The following is a 17,372-nucleotide window of genomic DNA, read 5'->3' on the forward strand; positions in this document are numbered from 1 at the left end:
AAAGGAGGCCAGTTGCTTATGCAATTGGCCTTTTTCTTATAGATTTCGACTTGAATCGAATGACATATTGGATAACTATAGCGATCAACACCAAAATCAAATTGTAGTAAAAGGGAGTGTTGATGCTAAACCGTTCCATGAGTGCACCTGCGATGATCGGAGACACAATGGCCCCCAATTCGGACAAAGATACGACGTTGCCGATAAACGAGCTTCTATTTTCCTCAGGAATAACATCCCCTAGTTGCGAGTAAAAGGAATCTAGATAGCTGGCTCCTCCTATACCTCCGATGAACATCGCTAAGTATACGATCCACGGTTCTGTGAACCAAAGAAATAAGATGATTTCCACCATGATCAACAATAGACCGATGATACAAAGCATCAAGCGATCCTTAAGTAGATCAGATAATTTGCCAATAAAGGGTGCTGATATGAAGGTCGATATACCGATAATTGTAAAAGCTAAGCTAATTTCTGCGGGGCTCCAATGGAGCTTGTAGGTTGCATATATGGAGAAGTACGTTAAAAATATAGCGAAAGCACTCATTTCAAGAAAATGAACGGTAGAATAGACAAGTAACTGTTTCGTTAACATGGTTTTTTCTTTGGGTTTCAGAGGGAGCGAATGCTGTTCTTGTGGTTTTAAGGGAGAACTGAGGAAAGTCATTCTTGAAACGGCAACGAAGGATATACAGGAAAAAAAAGCAACGAAATAGAATGGAACGGATAAAGAAAAATAAGAAACAATAGCTCCACTCATAAGAGGCCCTAAAATCATACCGGCACCTTCACTGCTGCTGATATATCCATTGAGTGTGCCTCGATTCTCTGCGGTGCTCATATGGTTGATCGTGACTCTTACAAAGACGGTTAGCCCTATAGCTACCAAGCCTTGGAGGAGTCTCAGTATGGATAGAATGATGAAGCTTGTTGCAATCGGAAACAGGAGCATACAAGCGATTTCGGCAATGAGTAGGCTCAACCCCAAGCGTTTTGCGCCAATCTTTTCATAAATTCGTCCTGCCATGCCTCCACCAAGAAATCTTCCCACATAAAACAGAGAAAATAAAATACTCATGCCGAGTGTAGATATCCCGAATTGCTCTACATAAATAGCAAAGAGTGGAAGGATCATACTCCCACTCATGTTAGCAATAAGGCTGATCACGATCATACAGGCGATATTACGATTTAAATATAAGTGTCTCACCATAACCTCGAAACCTCTCTTTGATCTTGCATCATGGGAACCGTTATTCGGATTGCACCTGATTACGGATAAACGGCTTCAGGTCGAGTTAGCGGGTCCCCATATAGGGTACGCAAGCGAGTTCCTCGTGGTGCCTAAATCCCAATGCAATGATGGAGGTATGAAGCAGCGGATGGGGGAAATCTTGATTAGAGCGTGGTGTTGCCTTAAGCGGGAAAGCCGCCTCCTGGTGGTGGCCAAGCTCCATAAATCCGGCGTAGCAGTACGATTTCACCCAAATGATATGAATTGTGGGAAGCGATATTCCGCAGAAGTCCTGCTTTCGTTTCACCTGGGAAATGAGCTAGTGAATCATCCAGTTGCGCGGTTTCGGCAATCTGCACAGCCTGATCCACGCCCTGTAAAAATTCATTAATAACAGCCTGCCATGCCTCTTCGCTTTGCGGTCCAGTCTCTTCGGGCCAGCTTTCCATGACATTCCCCGGAAGCTGGGGCTTCCGTCCTTCCAAATGCTCCAACATAAATTGCTGCCAGTAAATCATATGCTTCAGCAGTTGGTAAATGCTGTAAGGCATTTCTGCATTTTTCTTCCCTGCCAGCTCGACGTCGATGTCTGGTAAAGCCCGAGCTACTCGAATATGTCCACGTTCCCCGACCAGTGATTTAACCAGTGCTTGACCGAATAATTGGTTTGCATCCGACATGTATCATCATCCCTTCTATGGAGAACTTGTTTCTAGCTTATTCTCATTTTACGATTATACAATTATATTTTTCAAAATGAAAATACCTACTTAGTTTGGAGTGAAACAGAAATAACTTTTAAAAAAGGGTTGATAATCATTCTCAATTTCACTAAAATAAAATTGTTTCAAGGGAAACAAAGTATCTACACTAGATATATTTTGTATATATACGGAAATGTTAAAGGGGAGCTTTCCGTATACATATATTGTTTTCTATGAAACAAAAATGGGCTATAATAAAAGGAGGAGTATGCCAAAGGAGTGACCATTTGTTCGTATGGAGAAAGCGACATCAGTTCAGCATGTTTATGATTTGCTCATTAAGATGAATCACCAGCTGGAGCAGCATCAGCAGAGAGAGAGCATGACTATTCTCGAAGAAATCCACGAGCATTTTGATGGAATTGCTTCGCTCAATCTGACGGATGTGCACGTCATTGACTGTATCGGGAGGCATGAGCCGATTAATGTTACGACATTAGCGGATCGAATTGAGCTGAGCAAGGGTACAGTTTCGAAAGTCAGCACCAAGCTGCTCAAGGAAGGCTGGATTCGCAGAACCCAGCTTAACGACAACAAGAAAGAAATTTATTTTCGGTTAACCCCGTTGGGGAAAAGACTCTTTCTTGTGCATGAACGACTGCATGTTAAGGTACAGCAGCAGTTATTTGAATTTTTAAATCGTTATAGCTCGGAAGAACTGAATGTCTTGAAACGTCTGCTGTCCGATGGTGTAGATCTCTTGGAAGCTATGGAGTGGCAGGACAAGAGTCTGGACTAAAGGGATATCGAATCATCAACGATGGGCACCTGTTAATCTCCAAGTAATAGATACATGGGGAGATGCAGGTGCTTTTCTTTTAATGTCAGCAGTTTGCATAATTCGATTCCCAACGCTCGAAGGTACAATATTTAGACGGACTAACCCGTTCCGATCTATATATTGCTGATTTGTGAATACTCTTGGGATTTATGCAAAATGCTTAGTGTAATAGCCGTTTTGCTTCCATATAGAGCACCTGTACGAACTTTTTCGTATTAATGCGGGCTTGGGACAGTGAAGGCTCCACATTGTTTTGCAGCTCCAGCATTTTTTTGCGAATTTCTGTAAAATCAAAAAATTTGGATGCATAATTTTCAAATTTAGGATGCGTATAGTCGGTCAATCCGAGCGATACTATATGGCTTAGCGTCTGGAAAATAGCGCGGCGGACACGTTGCTCCGATGCTTTGATTTCCTTACTCAGCTCTACTGCTGAGGCTGAAGCCCCCAACCGTTTGGACGCCACATTGGCAAATATATCCTTCAACGGCGGGAACAGATAGGGAGATAGATTGCCTGTTTCCTCCTCATACTGGTCCAGAAATTCCAGCATGTCCAGTAGATCCATACTCCCGGCTTCCCCGATCATCCCCATTTCAGAGAGCAGAAACTGCCCGGAAGTTACGATGTTTCGGGTCGGTTCAATTGTTGCCGTTGGGTTATTCGATGTGAACATCGACAACCCTTGAAGCGTGCGCTGGATATCCGTAATCGATTGCTGCATGCGCAGACGCTCAGCCACCTTATGAATAACTGCAATAATCTCCAGTCGATTCAAAGGCTTGGCCACATAATATTCAATACCGAGCGAGTACGCCTCGCCGATCATGTTTTTGGATTCGATGCGAGAAATCATAATGATTTTGCCGCTGAATTGATCGCCGAGTGCACGCACGGTCTGAATGCCGTCACGAAGCGGCATCAGCAGGTCAATCAGCAATACATCAATCCGGTTCAGCTCCAGGAGGCCGCTATTCACGTAGGTACCATCCTCTGCTTCCCCGATGACTTCCCCTAGACCTTCGTCTTCAATAATATCTGCCAGCATAGAACGAATTCCCTGATCGTCATCCACAATATAAAAACGCATCCGGGCTATCTTCCTTTCTCCGTCAGTTTCCGTAAAGGCAATGTAATTCTAAAAGTGGTCTGTAATCTATCTGTATTCTCTTCTTCATCCTGTTGCAGTTCAATCGTTCCTTCAAGGCTCTCCGCGACCTCACGCACATAAAACAATCCCATACCGGTCGACGGCTGTCCTTCCTCATCATACTTGGTCGTGTACCCTGGTGTGAAGACCGTTTCCCGTTTCCGCTGAGGAATACCCGGACCGTTGTCGGTAACACTAAAGGAAGCTATATCCTCTTTTCCCGGGAGACAACGAATGGAAACGTCGATCCTTCCGTTGTCCTTCATTGCTTCAACCGCATTGGCTGTCAGGTTATTAATAAGTGTCAAAACGGTATAAACATGCAGCTTGGGTAACAAAGGATCGACATCTAGGGTAAAACGAATGGACTTGTCCAGCGATTGCGCATATTTGCTGTTCGTTCGGATGATTAGCTCCCCAAGCTCTTGAGAAGCCATGTAATGGACTCCGCTTTCGGCATCAATCAGCTTGGACAAACCAGCAAAAATCCGCTGGCTGTCTTTTTTAATCTCGTGAACCTGTCCGGAAATACGAAGTGCCTGTCTGGCGTAATGTTCTCTATCTTTCAGAGATTCATCCTGCTGTAGCTCACGGTACAGCTCGTAGCTTTCACGAGTGATTTGTTCTGCATGTGATAGTGTTTTGCCTAACTGGACCGACTCCTCATACAAGTCCGATACAAGGAGTAAAATTCGCTCTGTCTGCTGCCTTTGTGCCTCTTCATGCTGAACCGATTGATTTAACCGAATCATATTATAAAACCCAAGCACGAAGAAGCTGCGGATCATAGCCATGAAAGCTACTTTGCTGATCTTAATGATGTCCCAGAAATCGCCGTCCATGCTCCACCGGACGCTAAGTTCCGACACACTTGCGGCAACCTCAATCCCTACAGAGAGGATGCCCACGCGGAGCGCGCGGTAAGGCTCAGCATTAATGTTAAGGACCTGGAAGAGCAGACCGTAGACCATGTAATAAAAAAAGGTAGGGCCATGTAGTGTCAACAACTCTTCGAAGGGAAGACCGGGCTGAGTGTAATGATTGAGTAAGATGCGAAAGGCCACTACAGCTATCCCTGCAAGCACTCCCGATAATGCAGGCGGAATATGACGAATAGATAACAGAAAGAAAAAAAATACAGGCGTACCAAAGCTGAGACGGAATGTATTAGCGAACGGGTGAATATTCAGCTCACCTGCGAGCGGTACAAATACAAGCATGAGCAGGAAAAGGAGCGTATTCAACTTCATCCATATTCACCTCCTGGGTATTCAATCAGAAAGGCAATGTGAGCTAAATTCACAGGCTCGCCGTTAAAGTTTGTGAATTTATAGAAAAAAATAAATGTGGCTGTAGATAATTGTCGTTTTTTATAGATCAGATTGTAGTATAAATAACATCATTTGAATATTAAGAACAGCATACTGCAAAAATATACAAATCAGCCAGGGGGGACACGAAGTGAAAAAGATTAATTTGACGATGCAAATCTTTATCGGTCTGGCTTTAGGTATTATTATTGGTGCCTTATTTTACGGCAATTCAGGGGTGGAAGTCTACTTAAAGCCAATCGGCGATATTTTCATCCGCTTGATCAAGATGATTGTCGTGCCTATTGTGATCTCGACGCTCATTATCGGCGTTGCCGGCGTGGGAGACATGAAAAAACTAGGTAAACTTGGCGGCAAGTCTATTCTGTACTTTGAGATTGTAACGACAATCGCCATCCTTTTCGGACTGCTTGTTGCCAACTTGGTTCGACCGGGTGACGGCGTGGATATGTCCCACCTGGCCAAGAGTGATATTCATTCCTATGTGGAGACTGCAGAGAAGTCAGGCCATAGCTTTATAGATACGATTGTGCATATTGTTCCTACCAATATTATTCAAGCTCTGGGCGAGGGAGATATGCTGGCTATTATATTCTTCTCCGTACTGTTTGGACTAGGGGTAGCGGCGATTGGTGACAAGGGCAAGCCCGTGCTGAATTTCTTTGAAGGCGTAGCCGACGCCATGTTCTGGGTAACCAATCAGGTCATGCGCCTGGCTCCGTTCGGAGTATTCGCACTGATTGGAACGACAGTGGCCAAGTTTGGATTGGCCTCGTTATGGCCATTATTGAAGCTTGTTTTGTCGGTGTACGGCTCCATGGCGCTGTTCATTGTGATTGTTTTTGGAATTATCGCCAAGCTTTGCGGTACCCGTCTCTGGACCATGATTAAAATTTTGAAAAGTGAGCTGTTGCTTGCATATTCGACGGCCAGTTCGGAAAGTGTTCTGCCTAAGATCATGGAGAAGATGGAGAAGTTCGGATGTCCTAAAGGAATTACTTCCTTTGTTATTCCGATTGGGTATTCTTTTAATCTGGACGGTTCCACCCTGTATCAGGCACTGGCTGCGATTTTCATTGCCCAAATGTACGGCATTGACCTGCCAATCACGACACAAATCACGCTGGTGCTAGTTTTGATTATTTCATCCAAAGGTATTGCAGGGGTGCCGGGTGCTTCCTTTGTCGTTTTGCTCGCTACACTTGGAGCAGTGAACCTCCCGCTGGAGGGTTTGGCTTTTATCGCTGGTATTGATCGCATTCTGGATATGGCGCGTACGGTAGTCAATGTATTAGGCAACTCGCTTGCCGCTGTGGTCATGTCCAAATGGGAAGGCCAATATGATAAAGAAAAGGGCGAAGAATACGTTGCTTCAATTAAATAAGATGCGACGAACTGAATAGTTGACAGAAAGAGCACCTTTGTGAAGTATTGCGAAGGTGCTCTTTTCGTTTCCAGACTTATTAAGACCTTTCCTTTTTCGACATTTTTCGATGTTTTTTGTATGAATATATAGGTATATGGACATAAAAATGATTCTTATTACCTATGCAATTTTAGATTTATTTATAATGATTCTTAATAAAATTCCGATATTAAACTATATCGTTTTATATATTGGCTTAGAAGGGAAGAGCATATATGTTTTTTAAAAAAAATGAGACCGACTCACTTGCTCCTTTAGTAGAAGAAAGCCGCAAACTTTCACAAAGAATACAGCAGAAGGATTATTCCGCCGCAATACAAGTTTCATCCAAATCTTCCGAGGTTCAAGAAATCGCAAACAATGTCAACCAAGCGCTTGAGTCCATGAAAAAGGATGCTCAACATGTTGACATCCGTCTGAAGCTTGTTACCAAGGCTATAGAGATTGGCTTATGGGACATGGAGGTGGTTGCGGGTGATCCCGTCAATCCAAGTAATACGTTCACATGGTCAGAAGAATTTCGTGCTATGCTGGGGTATCAGAGCGAAAAGGACTTCCCCAATGTATTAAACAGCTGGGCATCCCGGCTGCACCCCGAAGATCATGACAGGTCATTGGCAGCTTTGTCAGATCATTTGCTGGATTTTACGGGCAAGACGCCTTATGACGTACAGTATCGTTTGAAGCTGAAGCATGGAGAATACCGCTGGTTCCGGGCTACCGGAACGACGATCCGCGATCAGCAGGGAGTGCCGCTTCGAATTGCGGGTGCTCTATTGGATGTGCACGACCAGAAGATTAAGTCCGAGGAGTTGCAGGCTCTAGTTACAAGATATGATCTCATCAATCGTGTTTTGGTGGAGGCTCCATATGATGTCATTCTGGCTGATGGAGACATTGAGAACCCGGATAATATATTTTGGTGGTCCCAGCAATTCCGCCACACCTTGGGCTTTAAGGATGAGCAGGACTTCCCGAGTGTACTAAGCAGTTGGAGTTCGCGTATACATCCTGACGATGCCGAGCATGCGTTTAAGGCTGTAGTTGATCATTTAAATGACTATTCAGATCGTACGCCATATGACATGGTGTGTCGCTTGCAAAGTAAAAATGGCGAATATCGCTGGTATCAAAACAGTGGAAGAAGCATACGCGATAGCAAGGGAGTGCCTATTCGTATTGCCGGGACCATTCGTGATATCACAGTGGAAAAGGAGAAGCAGGCTGTCGCGGATGAGCTTACGCTCAAAATCCAGCATCTCTCCGATTCCATTACGGAAATGGTGAACGGCGTTAACTCGGTTAGTAACCAGGCGCAGGAGCTGGCAACGGCTCAGGAGCAATCGACAGAGGCAGCGAATCAAGCCAAAGTCAGTGCAGAAGAAACCCAAAACATTTCCAACTTCATTAAAGAGATTGCGAATCAAACAAATCTGCTGGGTCTGAATGCTGCCATTGAGGCATCGCGTGCGGGCGAGCAGGGGCGGGGTTTTGCGGTAGTCGCAGATGAAGTGAGAAAACTTGCCATTCACAGTGCTGATGCAACCGGAAATATCGAGACCAGTCTGGACGAAATGAAGACACTCATCGAGCGGATTTTGCACAATATCGGTAATATGTCTACGCTGACACAGACACAAGCCGCGCTAACGCAGCAAGTGAATGCATCTACGGACGAGATTAACAGCATGTCCAAATCTTTGTTGGATTTTGCAAGAACGATGTAAGGCTTCATGTAGAAATGAGGCCGGGCCTTAGGCTCGGTCTCTTTACTGTTTTTGGAAGATGAACTATACTTTTCGAGAATAGATCTAAAAATCACCTCATAGTAACTTTATGTGGAAAAGAGGAATATACTTGAGCTTACTTAGTTCAATATTGGTCGGAATTGTAGCTCTGGAGCATGTGTACATTCTAATATTGGAAATGTTTCTGTGGACGACTCCGCGGGCGATGCGTACGTTCGGCACCTCGAAGGAGCTGGCGGAAGCAAGCAAATCCTTGGCTGCAAATCAGGGGCTGTACAACGGCTTTTTGGCAGCCGGATTGGTGTGGGGCTTGTTCTATCCGGATACTGTGATCGGGCGGCAAATCCAATTATTCTTTGTCATTTGTGTGGTAGTAGCTGCGTTGTATGGTGCATTAACTGCTAATAAGTCTATTTTATTAAAGCAAGGCCTGCCTGCCATCCTGGCACTGATCAGTTTGTGGATACTCTGAAGACACCCATACCGGGTGTCTTTTTTCTAGATTCGATCACATAATGTCTGGAATGCTAATGACAAGGGGAATAAACAGTTTTTGATCGATTGTAAATCCGACTATTCCGATTTATAATAAATTTATTACATACTAAGAGGACACGGGGGCTAGAGCGATGCGTCGTAATTTGACTGGTGTATTGGTATTAATTGTATTAATGTTGGTTGTAAGTGCATGCTCCGGCGGGAATTCTGGATCTACGTCTGAGACGAATGGGAATACGCCCGATACAGCTACCACAACAGCTGATAACGGACAGCCTAAAGATGGCGGCAGCCTGATCATTGGCGTACAAGCTGATCCGGTGGTGCTGAATCCGAACTATGCGGGTGACCGGGTAAGTCTGACGATAGACCAGGCGATATTCGCACCATTGTTTCAAGTGAACAATGGCAAAAAGACATTTTATTTGGCAGACAGTCTGACTCCTTCAGCAGACAAGCTGACTTATACACTAAAACTGAAAAAAGATCTGACTTGGCATGATGGCGAGAAGCTGACAGCTGACGATGTCGTTTTCACCATTAACAAAATTTTGGACGAGAAGCAGCACAGCTTTTTGAGAAGTAATTTTATGGTTAATGGCAAACCGGTACAGGCGAGCAAGGTTGATGATACAACGGTCGATTTTAAGCTTCCTCAGCCAGCTCCTGCTTTTGAGGCAGCACTGGTACAGGTATCCCCGATTCCGAAGCACATTTTCGAGAATGAAGCGGATATTGAGAAAAGCACGAAAAACAACTCTCCGATTGGATCAGGTCCTTTCAAATTTAAAGAGTACAAAACTGGTGAGTACGTTACACTCGAACGGTTCGATAACTATGTTGGCGGCAAGCCGCATCTGGATTCAGTAACATACCGGATTGTTAAAGATTCGAATGCTGCGAATTTGGCCCTTCAAAATGGTGAGATCAATGTAAACTATCTCGATCCACAAAATGTAGAGACCATTAAGGCAACAGATAAGTTTGACATTTTCCCTTACAGCGAAGGTCGCTTGGCTTATCTGATGTTTAATGAAAACAGTGATACGAAGCAGTTGAACAAAAAAGAAGTGCGTCAGGCGCTTTCTTATGCATTGAATCAGGATGAATTGATTCAGGTATCCTATGGCTCCAAGGATTATGCAGATACTGCGAAATCTGCTCTGACACAGGATGTACTGTATCACACGAACGACGTTGCATTTTTCAATAATGATGTGAACAAGGCGAAGGAGCTGCTGAAATCGGCTGGAGCTGAAGGACTGAAGCTGCGCATTATCATTCCGGGCGGCAACAAGGTACAGGAAGCACAAGCGCTCTATATCCAGCAGAAGTTAAAGGACATAGGCGTTCAGCTGGACGTGAACAGCATGGATTCCTCAGCATGGTCACAAAAGTTCGTCGATACGAATGCCAAGGACTTCGATCTGGCGATCAGCGGCTATATCATGGGGTATGACCCTGATGCATATCGTATTTTGTATAGCACCGGATCGTCCTCCAATTATTCGCATTATTCAAATAAAGAAGTGGATAAGCTGCTGGAAGAGGGCGCGGGTGAGTCGGATACGACTAAACGTGGAGAAATTTATAAAAAGGTACAAGAGCTGCTGGCTGAGGATGCTGTCATCTACCCGATTGCTTACACCAAGACTATTGTAGCCTTCGACAAGCAGTATGGCGGTATTGATCAGGCTGTGTTGAAGCCGGTCGTGATTTTCGAGGATTTGTCCAAAATTTATCACAAATAAGACAGGGTTTTCAAAAATAAGCTGGGCTAACCAGCTTATTTTTTTCGAAAACAGCAAGGGGAAGGGAAACGTATGAGACAACTCATCGCCAGAAGGTTGCTGCAAGTTATACCGATGCTATTTTTTGTGTCCATCGTCTGCTTCGGCTTGATCAAGCTGGCTCCAGGTGATCCGGTTCTCTCTTTTGTTACACCGAATATGCATCTGGAAGACATTGAACGAATGAGGCATAGCTTGGGGCTGGACCAGCCCGCTTATGTGCAGTACATATTATGGCTTAAAAAGAGCCTAACGGGTGATCTCGGCTACTCGCTAATTAATCACCAGCCTGTGCTGGATCAGATTCTCGATCGTCTACCGGCTACAGCCGGGTTAATGGGCGCATCTATCATACTGGCTGTGCTGATTGCAATTCCACTCGGTTTGACGGCTGCGGCTAATCGGAATCGCTGGATCGACAAGCTCATTAATCTGATGTCGTACATCGGGATTTCTGTTCCGCTGTTTTGGCTCGGTATTTTACTTATTTATTTATTTGCGATTTATCTGCACTGGCTTCCGAGTACAGGGATGCGTACCATCGGTACGGATTCGGTGCTGGATGTGATTAAGCATGGAATTTTACCATGTTTTGTACTGGCCTTCGGCTTTCTGTCTGTGTATGTGAGGTACATCCGTTCCAGCACGATTACGCAGCTCAAGGAAGAGTATGTGCAGATTCAATACGCGTTTGGGTCTGGAAAAAGACTGGTTTTGTTTCGACATGTGCTCAAGCATGTGCTGCTGCCCATCATTACGCTGCTCGGAATGTCGGTTGCGGACCTGGTGGCTGGAGCCATTGTGACGGAGACGGTATTTTCCTGGCCGGGCATTGGCTCGCTGGGCATGACGGCGGTAAAAGGAATGGATTATCCCGTCATCATGGGGATTACTTTATTTTCCGCTCTGCTGCTGATCCTGGGTAATCTGCTTGCAGATATCTTATACAGCATTGCGGACCCGAGAATTAAATCAACGAGGTGAATTCATGAATCGGAGCAAATGGCGCAACATCGGGATCGAGCTGATGACGAGCAAAATGGGCGCCGTCGCCCTCATACTATTGATCGTATTCTCGCTGGGGGCGATTTTCGCATTTTTATCGCCGCAGGACCCGAATAAGTTGAACGTGCTGGAGCGTCTCCAACCGCCGGGAGCGGCACACTGGTTTGGGACGGATGATTATGGGCGGGACTATTTTACAAGAGCACTGTACGGTGGACGTGTATCATTGCTGGTAGGTTTTGCGTCCATGATTATTGCGACCAGTATCGGTGCAGTGGTAGGTATTGTGAGCGGATATTTTGGAGGATGGATCGACAATCTGCTTATGCGGGTTTTGGAGCTGATCATGTCGATTCCGTCTTTCTTGGTTATTTTGCTGCTGAGTGTGTTTTTGAAGCCGGGCGTCGGCAATATCATTGTTATTATCGCCCTGCTCATGTGGATGAACATTGCCCGGGTGGTTCGTGCAGAGACAATGACGTTGCGCGAACGGGAGTATGTACTATACGCCAAAGCTTCGGGACAAAGTACGTTTGGTATTATTATGAAGCACATCGTACCGAATCTGATTCCGGTAATTATCGTAGGGGCGACGAACAATATCGCTTCAGCGATTATGATGGAATCGTCACTGAGCTTCCTCGGCTTTGGTGTTCAGCTACCGAACGCTACGTGGGGCAGTATGCTGAATAATGCCCAAGGATATATTGCACAGGCCCCATATATGGCATTATTCCCGGGTCTACTTATTTTACTGACTGTGTTGAGCTTTAATGTTTTGGGAGATGTGTTGCGTGTAGGCTTTGAACCCAAATTAGTAAAACGATGATTCATAGCACAGATCCATTACAAATGGCTCCAGGAGCGACAGGAAGGAGCGAAACACAATGACGGAACATCTACTGTCCGTCGAACAGCTGGAGGTCTCCTTTTTCACTCGTGAAGGGGAAAATCAGGCAGTTCGAGGGGTTAGTTTTCATATTGATGCTGGAGAAACGGTAGGAATCGTAGGAGAATCCGGCAGCGGCAAAAGTGTTACAGCGAAAGCGATCATGTCGATGATCGCCCCGCCGGGCAAGCGGCTGAACGGCGATATCCGTTATCGGGGACAAAGTCTGACCGCCCTGACGGAAAAGCAATGGCGCAAAATACGCGGAAACCAGATTGCGATGGTCTTTCAGGACCCGATGACCTCACTGAATCCGGTCAAAAAGGTTGGCTATCACCTGGTTGAGGTGATCCGCAGACATCGAGGACTGAGCAAGGAAGCGGCTACGCAAGCAGCTGTAGAACTGCTGCGACAAGTAGGCATTACCGAGCCGGAGCGCCGAATGAACCAATACCCGCATCAATTCAGTGGCGGGATGCGCCAGCGGGTGATGATTGCCATGGCGCTCTCGTGCAGCCCGGAGCTGCTGATTGCAGATGAGCCGACTACAGCGCTGGACGTGACGATTCAGGCGCAAATCTTGGAGCTGCTCAAGACGCTGAAGCAGCAATCCGACATGTCGATTGCTCTGATCACCCATGACCTGGGCGTCGTCGCCCAGGTGTGTAGCCGTGTCATCGTCATGTACGGCGGTATGGTGATGGAGGAGGGGCGCGTGGACGATATCTTTTATCGTCCGGGCCACCCGTATACGCAGGGCCTGCTGCGTTCTGTGCCCCAGCGCACGAACGGCTTCCGCGAGCGGCTGGTGCCGATTGAGGGCACGCCGCCAGACCTGCTGAACCCGCCATCGGGCTGTCCGTTCATGGAACGGTGCCCGCATGCGTTTGCCCGCTGTGTGGAGCGGCCGCCGATGGTGGAGCTGCGCCCGGATCAGCGAGCAGCCTGCTGGTTGAACGAGCCGGACGCAGTGCCTGCTGGAGTCTACGAGACGCCCGAAGCGGGGCAAGCGGAAGGGGGGAATAACGGTGAGTGAAGCAAACGATGTATTGGGTGAGCATCAGCCCTTGGTAGAGGTACACCAGCTTAAGAAGCATTTTGTGACCGCAAAGGATTTGTTAGGGCGTAGCTCTGAGGTGCTCAAGGCGGTGGATGGCGTGAGCTTTCAAATCAAGCGTGGTGAGACGTTCGGACTGGTCGGTGAGTCAGGTAGTGGGAAATCAACGGTTGGACGCTGTCTGACACGGTTATACGATTATACAGAAGGTATGGTACGCTTTGACGGTCAGGATATTTCCAAGCTGAACGACAAACAGCTCAAGCCGCTGCGTCGGCGCATTCAGAGCATTTTTCAGGACCCATATTCCTCTCTTAATCCGGGTATGAACGTGCTTGACCTGATCGGTGAGCCGATGGATATTCACAGATTGCATCAGGGGAGTGAGCGTAAGGATGCTGTAGTGGCTTTGCTTGAAAAGGTAGGGCTGAAGCGGGAACATCTGTATCGCTACTCGCACGAGTTCAGCGGCGGGCAGCGCCAGCGGATTTCCATCGCTCGTGCTCTCTCCGTGAACCCCGAGTTCATCGTCTGTGACGAGCCGATTTCGGCACTCGATGTGTCCATCCAGGCGCAGGTCATTAACACGCTGGAGGATCTCCAGCAGGAGTTCGGGCTGACGTACCTGTTCATCGCCCATGACTTGTCGATGGTGCGGCATATTTCAGACCGAATCGGTGTGATGTACCATGGGCGACTGGTAGAAGTAGCTGATGCAGATGAGTTGTATGAGCAGCCCGCTCACCCTTATACGCAGGCGCTGCTGTCCTCCATCCCTGTGCCTGATCCGAGAGCAGTCGGAGAGCGGGAGGGACTGGAGGGGGGCTTGGCCCAACCAGACGGCTCATTAGTATGGGACAAGGATAACAACAGTGCAACCGAGCTGAGAGAAATCAGTCCCGGCCATTATGTAGCATACCCGGTTAACCGTTAGGGTTAAGAGCGGTTGTACGATGTGCATGACCCAAAGGAGGTAAAAAACGATGACTGAATTGACGAAAAGAGTACGTATTTCCCAATGGGACGCACTCTTGCTGGAATCATTACGCTCTTTAGGCTGGTCCCAAGACGAATTAATCCGTCGGGTGCAGCAAAATGAGCTGCCAACGGACGGACCATCCGATTTTGATTATACAGAGCTTGTCACCGGGCTGGCGTCCAAAGAGCCGGAAGTGTTTGTCAGCGCGGTAACGGACGGATATCAGATCAAGTACAATACGATCCGGGGCATCCGTTCGTGGATTGCCGTTGCGTTCGGGCGGGAGCCTGAGCTGTCACTGGAGGAAGGAAGCGAAGCTGTTACATCCGAACTGACGAAGGCTGAGTATGATCGGCTGGAGGGAGTGCTGTCGTTAGGCTGGTTCATCCAGGAATTACGTCCCGCGGCTGGCGAGACTTCAGGATTATACCGAATTGTACCTGCTGCACAGATTAAAAGTTGACTTTGTAGGGCTCGTTCTGCAAAATCAACAGAAGTGGAAAATGTCCAAGGTGAAAAGGCTACAGCCGATAACTGATGTACTTAGAGAACTTTATTTGAAGTCAGGGAGTCAATGTGCTTTTCCTGATTGTGTTAAACGGATTGTGATTGTGGATATGGATTTTACTAAACTAGATAAGTAACGGTAAGGCTGGGCGGTTGCTCAGCTTTTTTCTTTACGCATGGAGTCGGTATGTCTGTAATCCCGTGAAAGCGCGCTTGCCAGCCCCAATGTCGTCCAACCTTATGGCGGAATGTTTGACTTGGGATGGTCTGCTAGAGCGGGCGAAAGTATCACCCTTGCCTTAACGTTTTCCAATTGTTATGTAATTATTTTCAATAAACAAGAAACAAATTCACGATTTTCACGTCTATGTATATAGATATAGTTTTAGGAAAACCTTGGATCAAGACCTGTAGAACAATAATTTTTTTACAAAGGAGCAATTAAAATGAAAAATCTAAGATTAAAATACGCTACTGCTTTCCTGTCGAGTGTAGTGCTTGTGGGAAGTGTAAGTGGTTTTTCTATTGCCAATGCTAATAGTACATTACGCCCTAATACGTATGTTCAAAGTTCAGTTAATGCTGTAAATCCATCTGTGTATCAGTCCATAACTAAGTTTAAAAAGAGCGAGACCCCAAATCAGTTGATTTGGAAGGAGAACAACATTTCGTTAGTGGCAAAAAAAATTGAGCTAGAAAATGCACCAAGTTCTGAGAAAAGTGTTATTACATCAATAACGATCAAAAAAGGAGAAAAGAGTTATACCATTAAAACAGATGGATATAATGATAAACTGCGTGATATATCGAGCGCAGTATTATCTCCTTCTAATACATGGTTGGCTATACAGGCACAGCGGAGTGCAGGAGATACGTTACTACTGATCAATCTTAAAACCGGAAAATCTACCATTGTAAATGATCTTTTAAAGGCTAAAGGCAAAAAAAATATAGAATCAATTACTGCTTATAACTGGTCACCTAAAGAAGATCAAATTGCCTTTTCGTACGGTGATACATCAAGCAGCTCCATAGCTATATATAACACAAATAAGGATGCCTTTATATATCTTCCTAGGGAAACGGATTACATCAGCACAAGTCTGATTTTATGGCATAAAAATGGGAAAAATTTAGACTATATAAGTGAGTATCCATCTGACCAAAAGAAATTATACAGATACTCAATGGACAGCAAAAAAGTGAAACCTATTAAAAAAATTAGCCAGAGAGAATTTCAACAATGGTTCAAACTTGATAAATACAAATCAAATTAATACAAAAAAGGGCGGAGTTTTACCTCCGCTCTTAATTTTTTAGCTTTCGCTTATTGTGATCTTACCAGAACTACCGTTTTGCTCAAGAACTTGAATTAGTGCTCTTTGATCGCTGTTAGTAAGTCTAATGCAACCGTATGTTGGACGCAAAGGATACCATGTTAAAGATGTGCTCTTAGCAGGGTCTCCGCCATGAATCATAATTTCGTCGCGGCCATTATTTGTAGCAGTCAGGAAGTTTCCACTTACCGCTTGATTCAGCCACACACGCTTATAAGGACCATAAGAGTAGTCAGAATCACCTTTAGCATAAACAATTGTTTTCGCGACACCCGTAGGAATGTCTGCATATTTAAGTCTCCAGTTCGTATGATCCTGACCGTTTTTTGCATCATTTGATCCGCGGCCTAAAGCTTCTACAGGTCCAAATACCAAACTGCCACTATCATTATAAACTTTCAGTGTTCCTTTGTAATCTCGATTAGATGGAAAATTAGCAATAATGTGATAACCCATTGTTAAACGCCTCCATTAGTTTAGTTGAGAGTGGATTTGATGGAGTCGCTAACATCTAAATGGCTCCACATTCTTTGATGTTAGTCTTCAATTCCCTCTCACTTATGTAGGTGATTTAAGGCTGTGAATTACAACCAATCGTGAAAAATGCGAATACATAAAATTTTTTCAATTCATGTACTTTGCTCGATTATCCCCTACACTTATATAGGAGTTGGGGACTGTAACTACACAACCTGAATATGAACTTTTTCTAGATCGAGAAAATCCCTCTCTAAATTTGAATAGCCCCTCTAGCTAGAATAGATCCTGGGATAAACCTTTGGATTATCCTGTATAATTTAAAATTATGCTCAAGATGTGAGAAGAGTTGAGGAGTATATTCCAACTCGACCACAGCAAAAACTAAATAAGCTG

Annotated in this window: 16 protein-coding genes; 11 read left to right on the forward strand and 5 right to left on the reverse strand. The window is 45.5% G+C overall.

What is annotated here, in order from left to right; genetic code table 11:
• Nucleotides 1–16: 16 nt before the first annotated feature.
• Nucleotides 17–1,216, reverse strand: coding sequence for an MFS transporter (locus MKY24_RS01365; RefSeq protein ID WP_279835009.1), 1,200 nt, complete (start codon nt 1,214–1,216; stop codon nt 17–19).
• Nucleotides 1,217–1,419: 203 nt separating this feature from the next.
• Nucleotides 1,420–1,917: a DinB family protein gene (locus MKY24_RS01370; protein WP_023986557.1), complete on the reverse strand. Its 498-nt coding sequence runs from the start codon at nt 1,915–1,917 to the stop codon at nt 1,420–1,422.
• A 319-nt stretch (nt 1,918–2,236) separates the two neighbouring features.
• Between MKY24_RS01370 and MKY24_RS01375 the strand changes: the two genes are divergently transcribed.
• The gene (locus MKY24_RS01375) at nt 2,237–2,740 is read left to right on the forward strand and encodes a MarR family transcriptional regulator (RefSeq protein WP_053324417.1); all 504 of its coding nucleotides are present in this window, start codon (nt 2,237–2,239) and stop codon (nt 2,738–2,740) included.
• A gap of 202 nt (nt 2,741–2,942) precedes the next feature.
• On the opposite strand, the gene MKY24_RS01380 is transcribed toward MKY24_RS01375, so the two are convergent.
• A complete protein-coding gene (locus MKY24_RS01380; protein ID WP_023986559.1) occupies nt 2,943–3,872 on the reverse strand; it encodes a response regulator in 930 nt (309 codons plus the stop codon).
• Between the two features lie 5 nt (nt 3,873–3,877).
• Nucleotides 3,878–5,182, reverse strand: coding sequence for a sensor histidine kinase (locus MKY24_RS01385; RefSeq protein WP_076159906.1), 1,305 nt, complete (start codon nt 5,180–5,182; stop codon nt 3,878–3,880).
• A gap of 211 nt (nt 5,183–5,393) precedes the next feature.
• On the opposite strand from MKY24_RS01385, the gene MKY24_RS01390 reads away from it, so the two are divergent.
• From MKY24_RS01390 to MKY24_RS01435, 10 genes are all read left to right on the forward strand, one after another.
• Nucleotides 5,394–6,647, forward strand: coding sequence for a cation:dicarboxylase symporter family transporter (locus MKY24_RS01390; protein ID WP_023986561.1), 1,254 nt, complete (start codon nt 5,394–5,396; stop codon nt 6,645–6,647).
• 257 nt (nt 6,648–6,904) lie between these two features.
• Nucleotides 6,905–8,416 carry a PAS domain-containing protein gene (locus MKY24_RS01395; protein WP_310169019.1) on the forward strand — a complete coding sequence of 504 codons (1,512 nt, stop codon included), beginning with the start codon at nt 6,905–6,907 and terminating at the stop codon, nt 8,414–8,416.
• A gap of 130 nt (nt 8,417–8,546) precedes the next feature.
• Complete coding sequence (locus tag MKY24_RS01400) at nt 8,547–8,909, forward strand: DUF1304 domain-containing protein (protein WP_023986563.1); 363 nt, start codon at nt 8,547–8,549, stop codon at nt 8,907–8,909.
• A 157-nt stretch (nt 8,910–9,066) separates the two neighbouring features.
• Nucleotides 9,067–10,686 carry an ABC transporter substrate-binding protein gene (locus tag MKY24_RS01405; protein ID WP_023986564.1) on the forward strand — a complete coding sequence of 540 codons (1,620 nt, stop codon included), beginning with the start codon at nt 9,067–9,069 and terminating at the stop codon, nt 10,684–10,686.
• 72 nt (nt 10,687–10,758) lie between these two features.
• Nucleotides 10,759–11,709 (forward strand): ABC transporter permease, encoded by a 951-nt coding sequence (locus tag MKY24_RS01410; RefSeq protein ID WP_023986565.1) that lies wholly within the window; start codon nt 10,759–10,761, stop codon nt 11,707–11,709.
• A gap of 4 nt (nt 11,710–11,713) precedes the next feature.
• Complete coding sequence (locus MKY24_RS01415; RefSeq protein WP_013308329.1) at nt 11,714–12,559, forward strand: ABC transporter permease; 846 nt, start codon at nt 11,714–11,716, stop codon at nt 12,557–12,559.
• A gap of 58 nt (nt 12,560–12,617) precedes the next feature.
• Entirely contained in the window at nt 12,618–13,655 is a 1,038-nt protein-coding gene (locus MKY24_RS01420) for an ABC transporter ATP-binding protein (protein WP_053324419.1), read from the forward strand.
• Nucleotides 13,648–14,610, forward strand: a complete 963-nt coding sequence (locus tag MKY24_RS01425) for an ATP-binding cassette domain-containing protein (RefSeq protein ID WP_053324420.1) — start codon at nt 13,648–13,650, stop codon at nt 14,608–14,610. Before MKY24_RS01420 ends, MKY24_RS01425 begins: the two co-directional genes overlap by 8 nt.
• Before the next feature lie 49 nt (nt 14,611–14,659).
• Nucleotides 14,660–15,118: a hypothetical protein gene (locus tag MKY24_RS01430; RefSeq protein ID WP_279835013.1), complete on the forward strand. Its 459-nt coding sequence runs from the start codon at nt 14,660–14,662 to the stop codon at nt 15,116–15,118.
• Nucleotides 15,119–15,608: 490 nt separating this feature from the next.
• Nucleotides 15,609–16,439 carry a hypothetical protein gene (locus MKY24_RS01435; protein ID WP_279835014.1) on the forward strand — a complete coding sequence of 277 codons (831 nt, stop codon included), beginning with the start codon at nt 15,609–15,611 and terminating at the stop codon, nt 16,437–16,439.
• A 39-nt stretch (nt 16,440–16,478) separates the two neighbouring features.
• Here the strand turns inward: MKY24_RS01435 and MKY24_RS01440 are convergent, their stop codons facing one another.
• On the reverse strand, nt 16,479–16,955 hold the full coding sequence (locus tag MKY24_RS01440) for a L,D-transpeptidase (protein WP_023986571.1): 477 nt from the start codon (nt 16,953–16,955) through the stop codon (nt 16,479–16,481).
• Nucleotides 16,956–17,372: the final 417 nt, after the last annotated feature.

Source organism: Paenibacillus sp. FSL P2-0322, assembly GCF_037975315.1.
GTDB classification, from domain to species: domain Bacteria; phylum Bacillota; class Bacilli; order Paenibacillales; family Paenibacillaceae; genus Paenibacillus; species Paenibacillus polymyxa_B.

Coding starts and splice junctions, on each gene's coding strand:
- MKY24_RS01380 (WP_023986559.1), bottom strand. CDS start 3,872: ATGCGTTTTTATATTGTGGATGACGATCAGGGAATTCGTTCTATGCTG.
- MKY24_RS01395 (WP_310169019.1), top strand. CDS start 6,905: ATGTTTTTTAAAAAAAATGAGACCGACTCACTTGCTCCTTTAGTAGAA.
- MKY24_RS01420 (WP_053324419.1), top strand. CDS start 12,618: ATGACGGAACATCTACTGTCCGTCGAACAGCTGGAGGTCTCCTTTTTC.
- MKY24_RS01435 (WP_279835014.1), top strand. CDS start 15,609: ATGAAAAATCTAAGATTAAAATACGCTACTGCTTTCCTGTCGAGTGTA.
- MKY24_RS01440 (WP_023986571.1), bottom strand. CDS start 16,955: ATGGGTTATCACATTATTGCTAATTTTCCATCTAATCGAGATTACAAA.
- MKY24_RS01385 (WP_076159906.1), bottom strand. CDS start 5,182: ATGAAGTTGAATACGCTCCTTTTCCTGCTCATGCTTGTATTTGTACCG.
- MKY24_RS01405 (WP_023986564.1), top strand. CDS start 9,067: ATGCGTCGTAATTTGACTGGTGTATTGGTATTAATTGTATTAATGTTG.
- MKY24_RS01410 (WP_023986565.1), top strand. CDS start 10,759: ATGAGACAACTCATCGCCAGAAGGTTGCTGCAAGTTATACCGATGCTA.
- MKY24_RS01370 (WP_023986557.1), bottom strand. CDS start 1,917: ATGTCGGATGCAAACCAATTATTCGGTCAAGCACTGGTTAAATCACTG.
- MKY24_RS01375 (WP_053324417.1), top strand. CDS start 2,237: ATGGAGAAAGCGACATCAGTTCAGCATGTTTATGATTTGCTCATTAAG.
- MKY24_RS01430 (WP_279835013.1), top strand. CDS start 14,660: ATGACTGAATTGACGAAAAGAGTACGTATTTCCCAATGGGACGCACTC.
- MKY24_RS01365 (WP_279835009.1), bottom strand. CDS start 1,216: ATGGTGAGACACTTATATTTAAATCGTAATATCGCCTGTATGATCGTG.
- MKY24_RS01415 (WP_013308329.1), top strand. CDS start 11,714: ATGAATCGGAGCAAATGGCGCAACATCGGGATCGAGCTGATGACGAGC.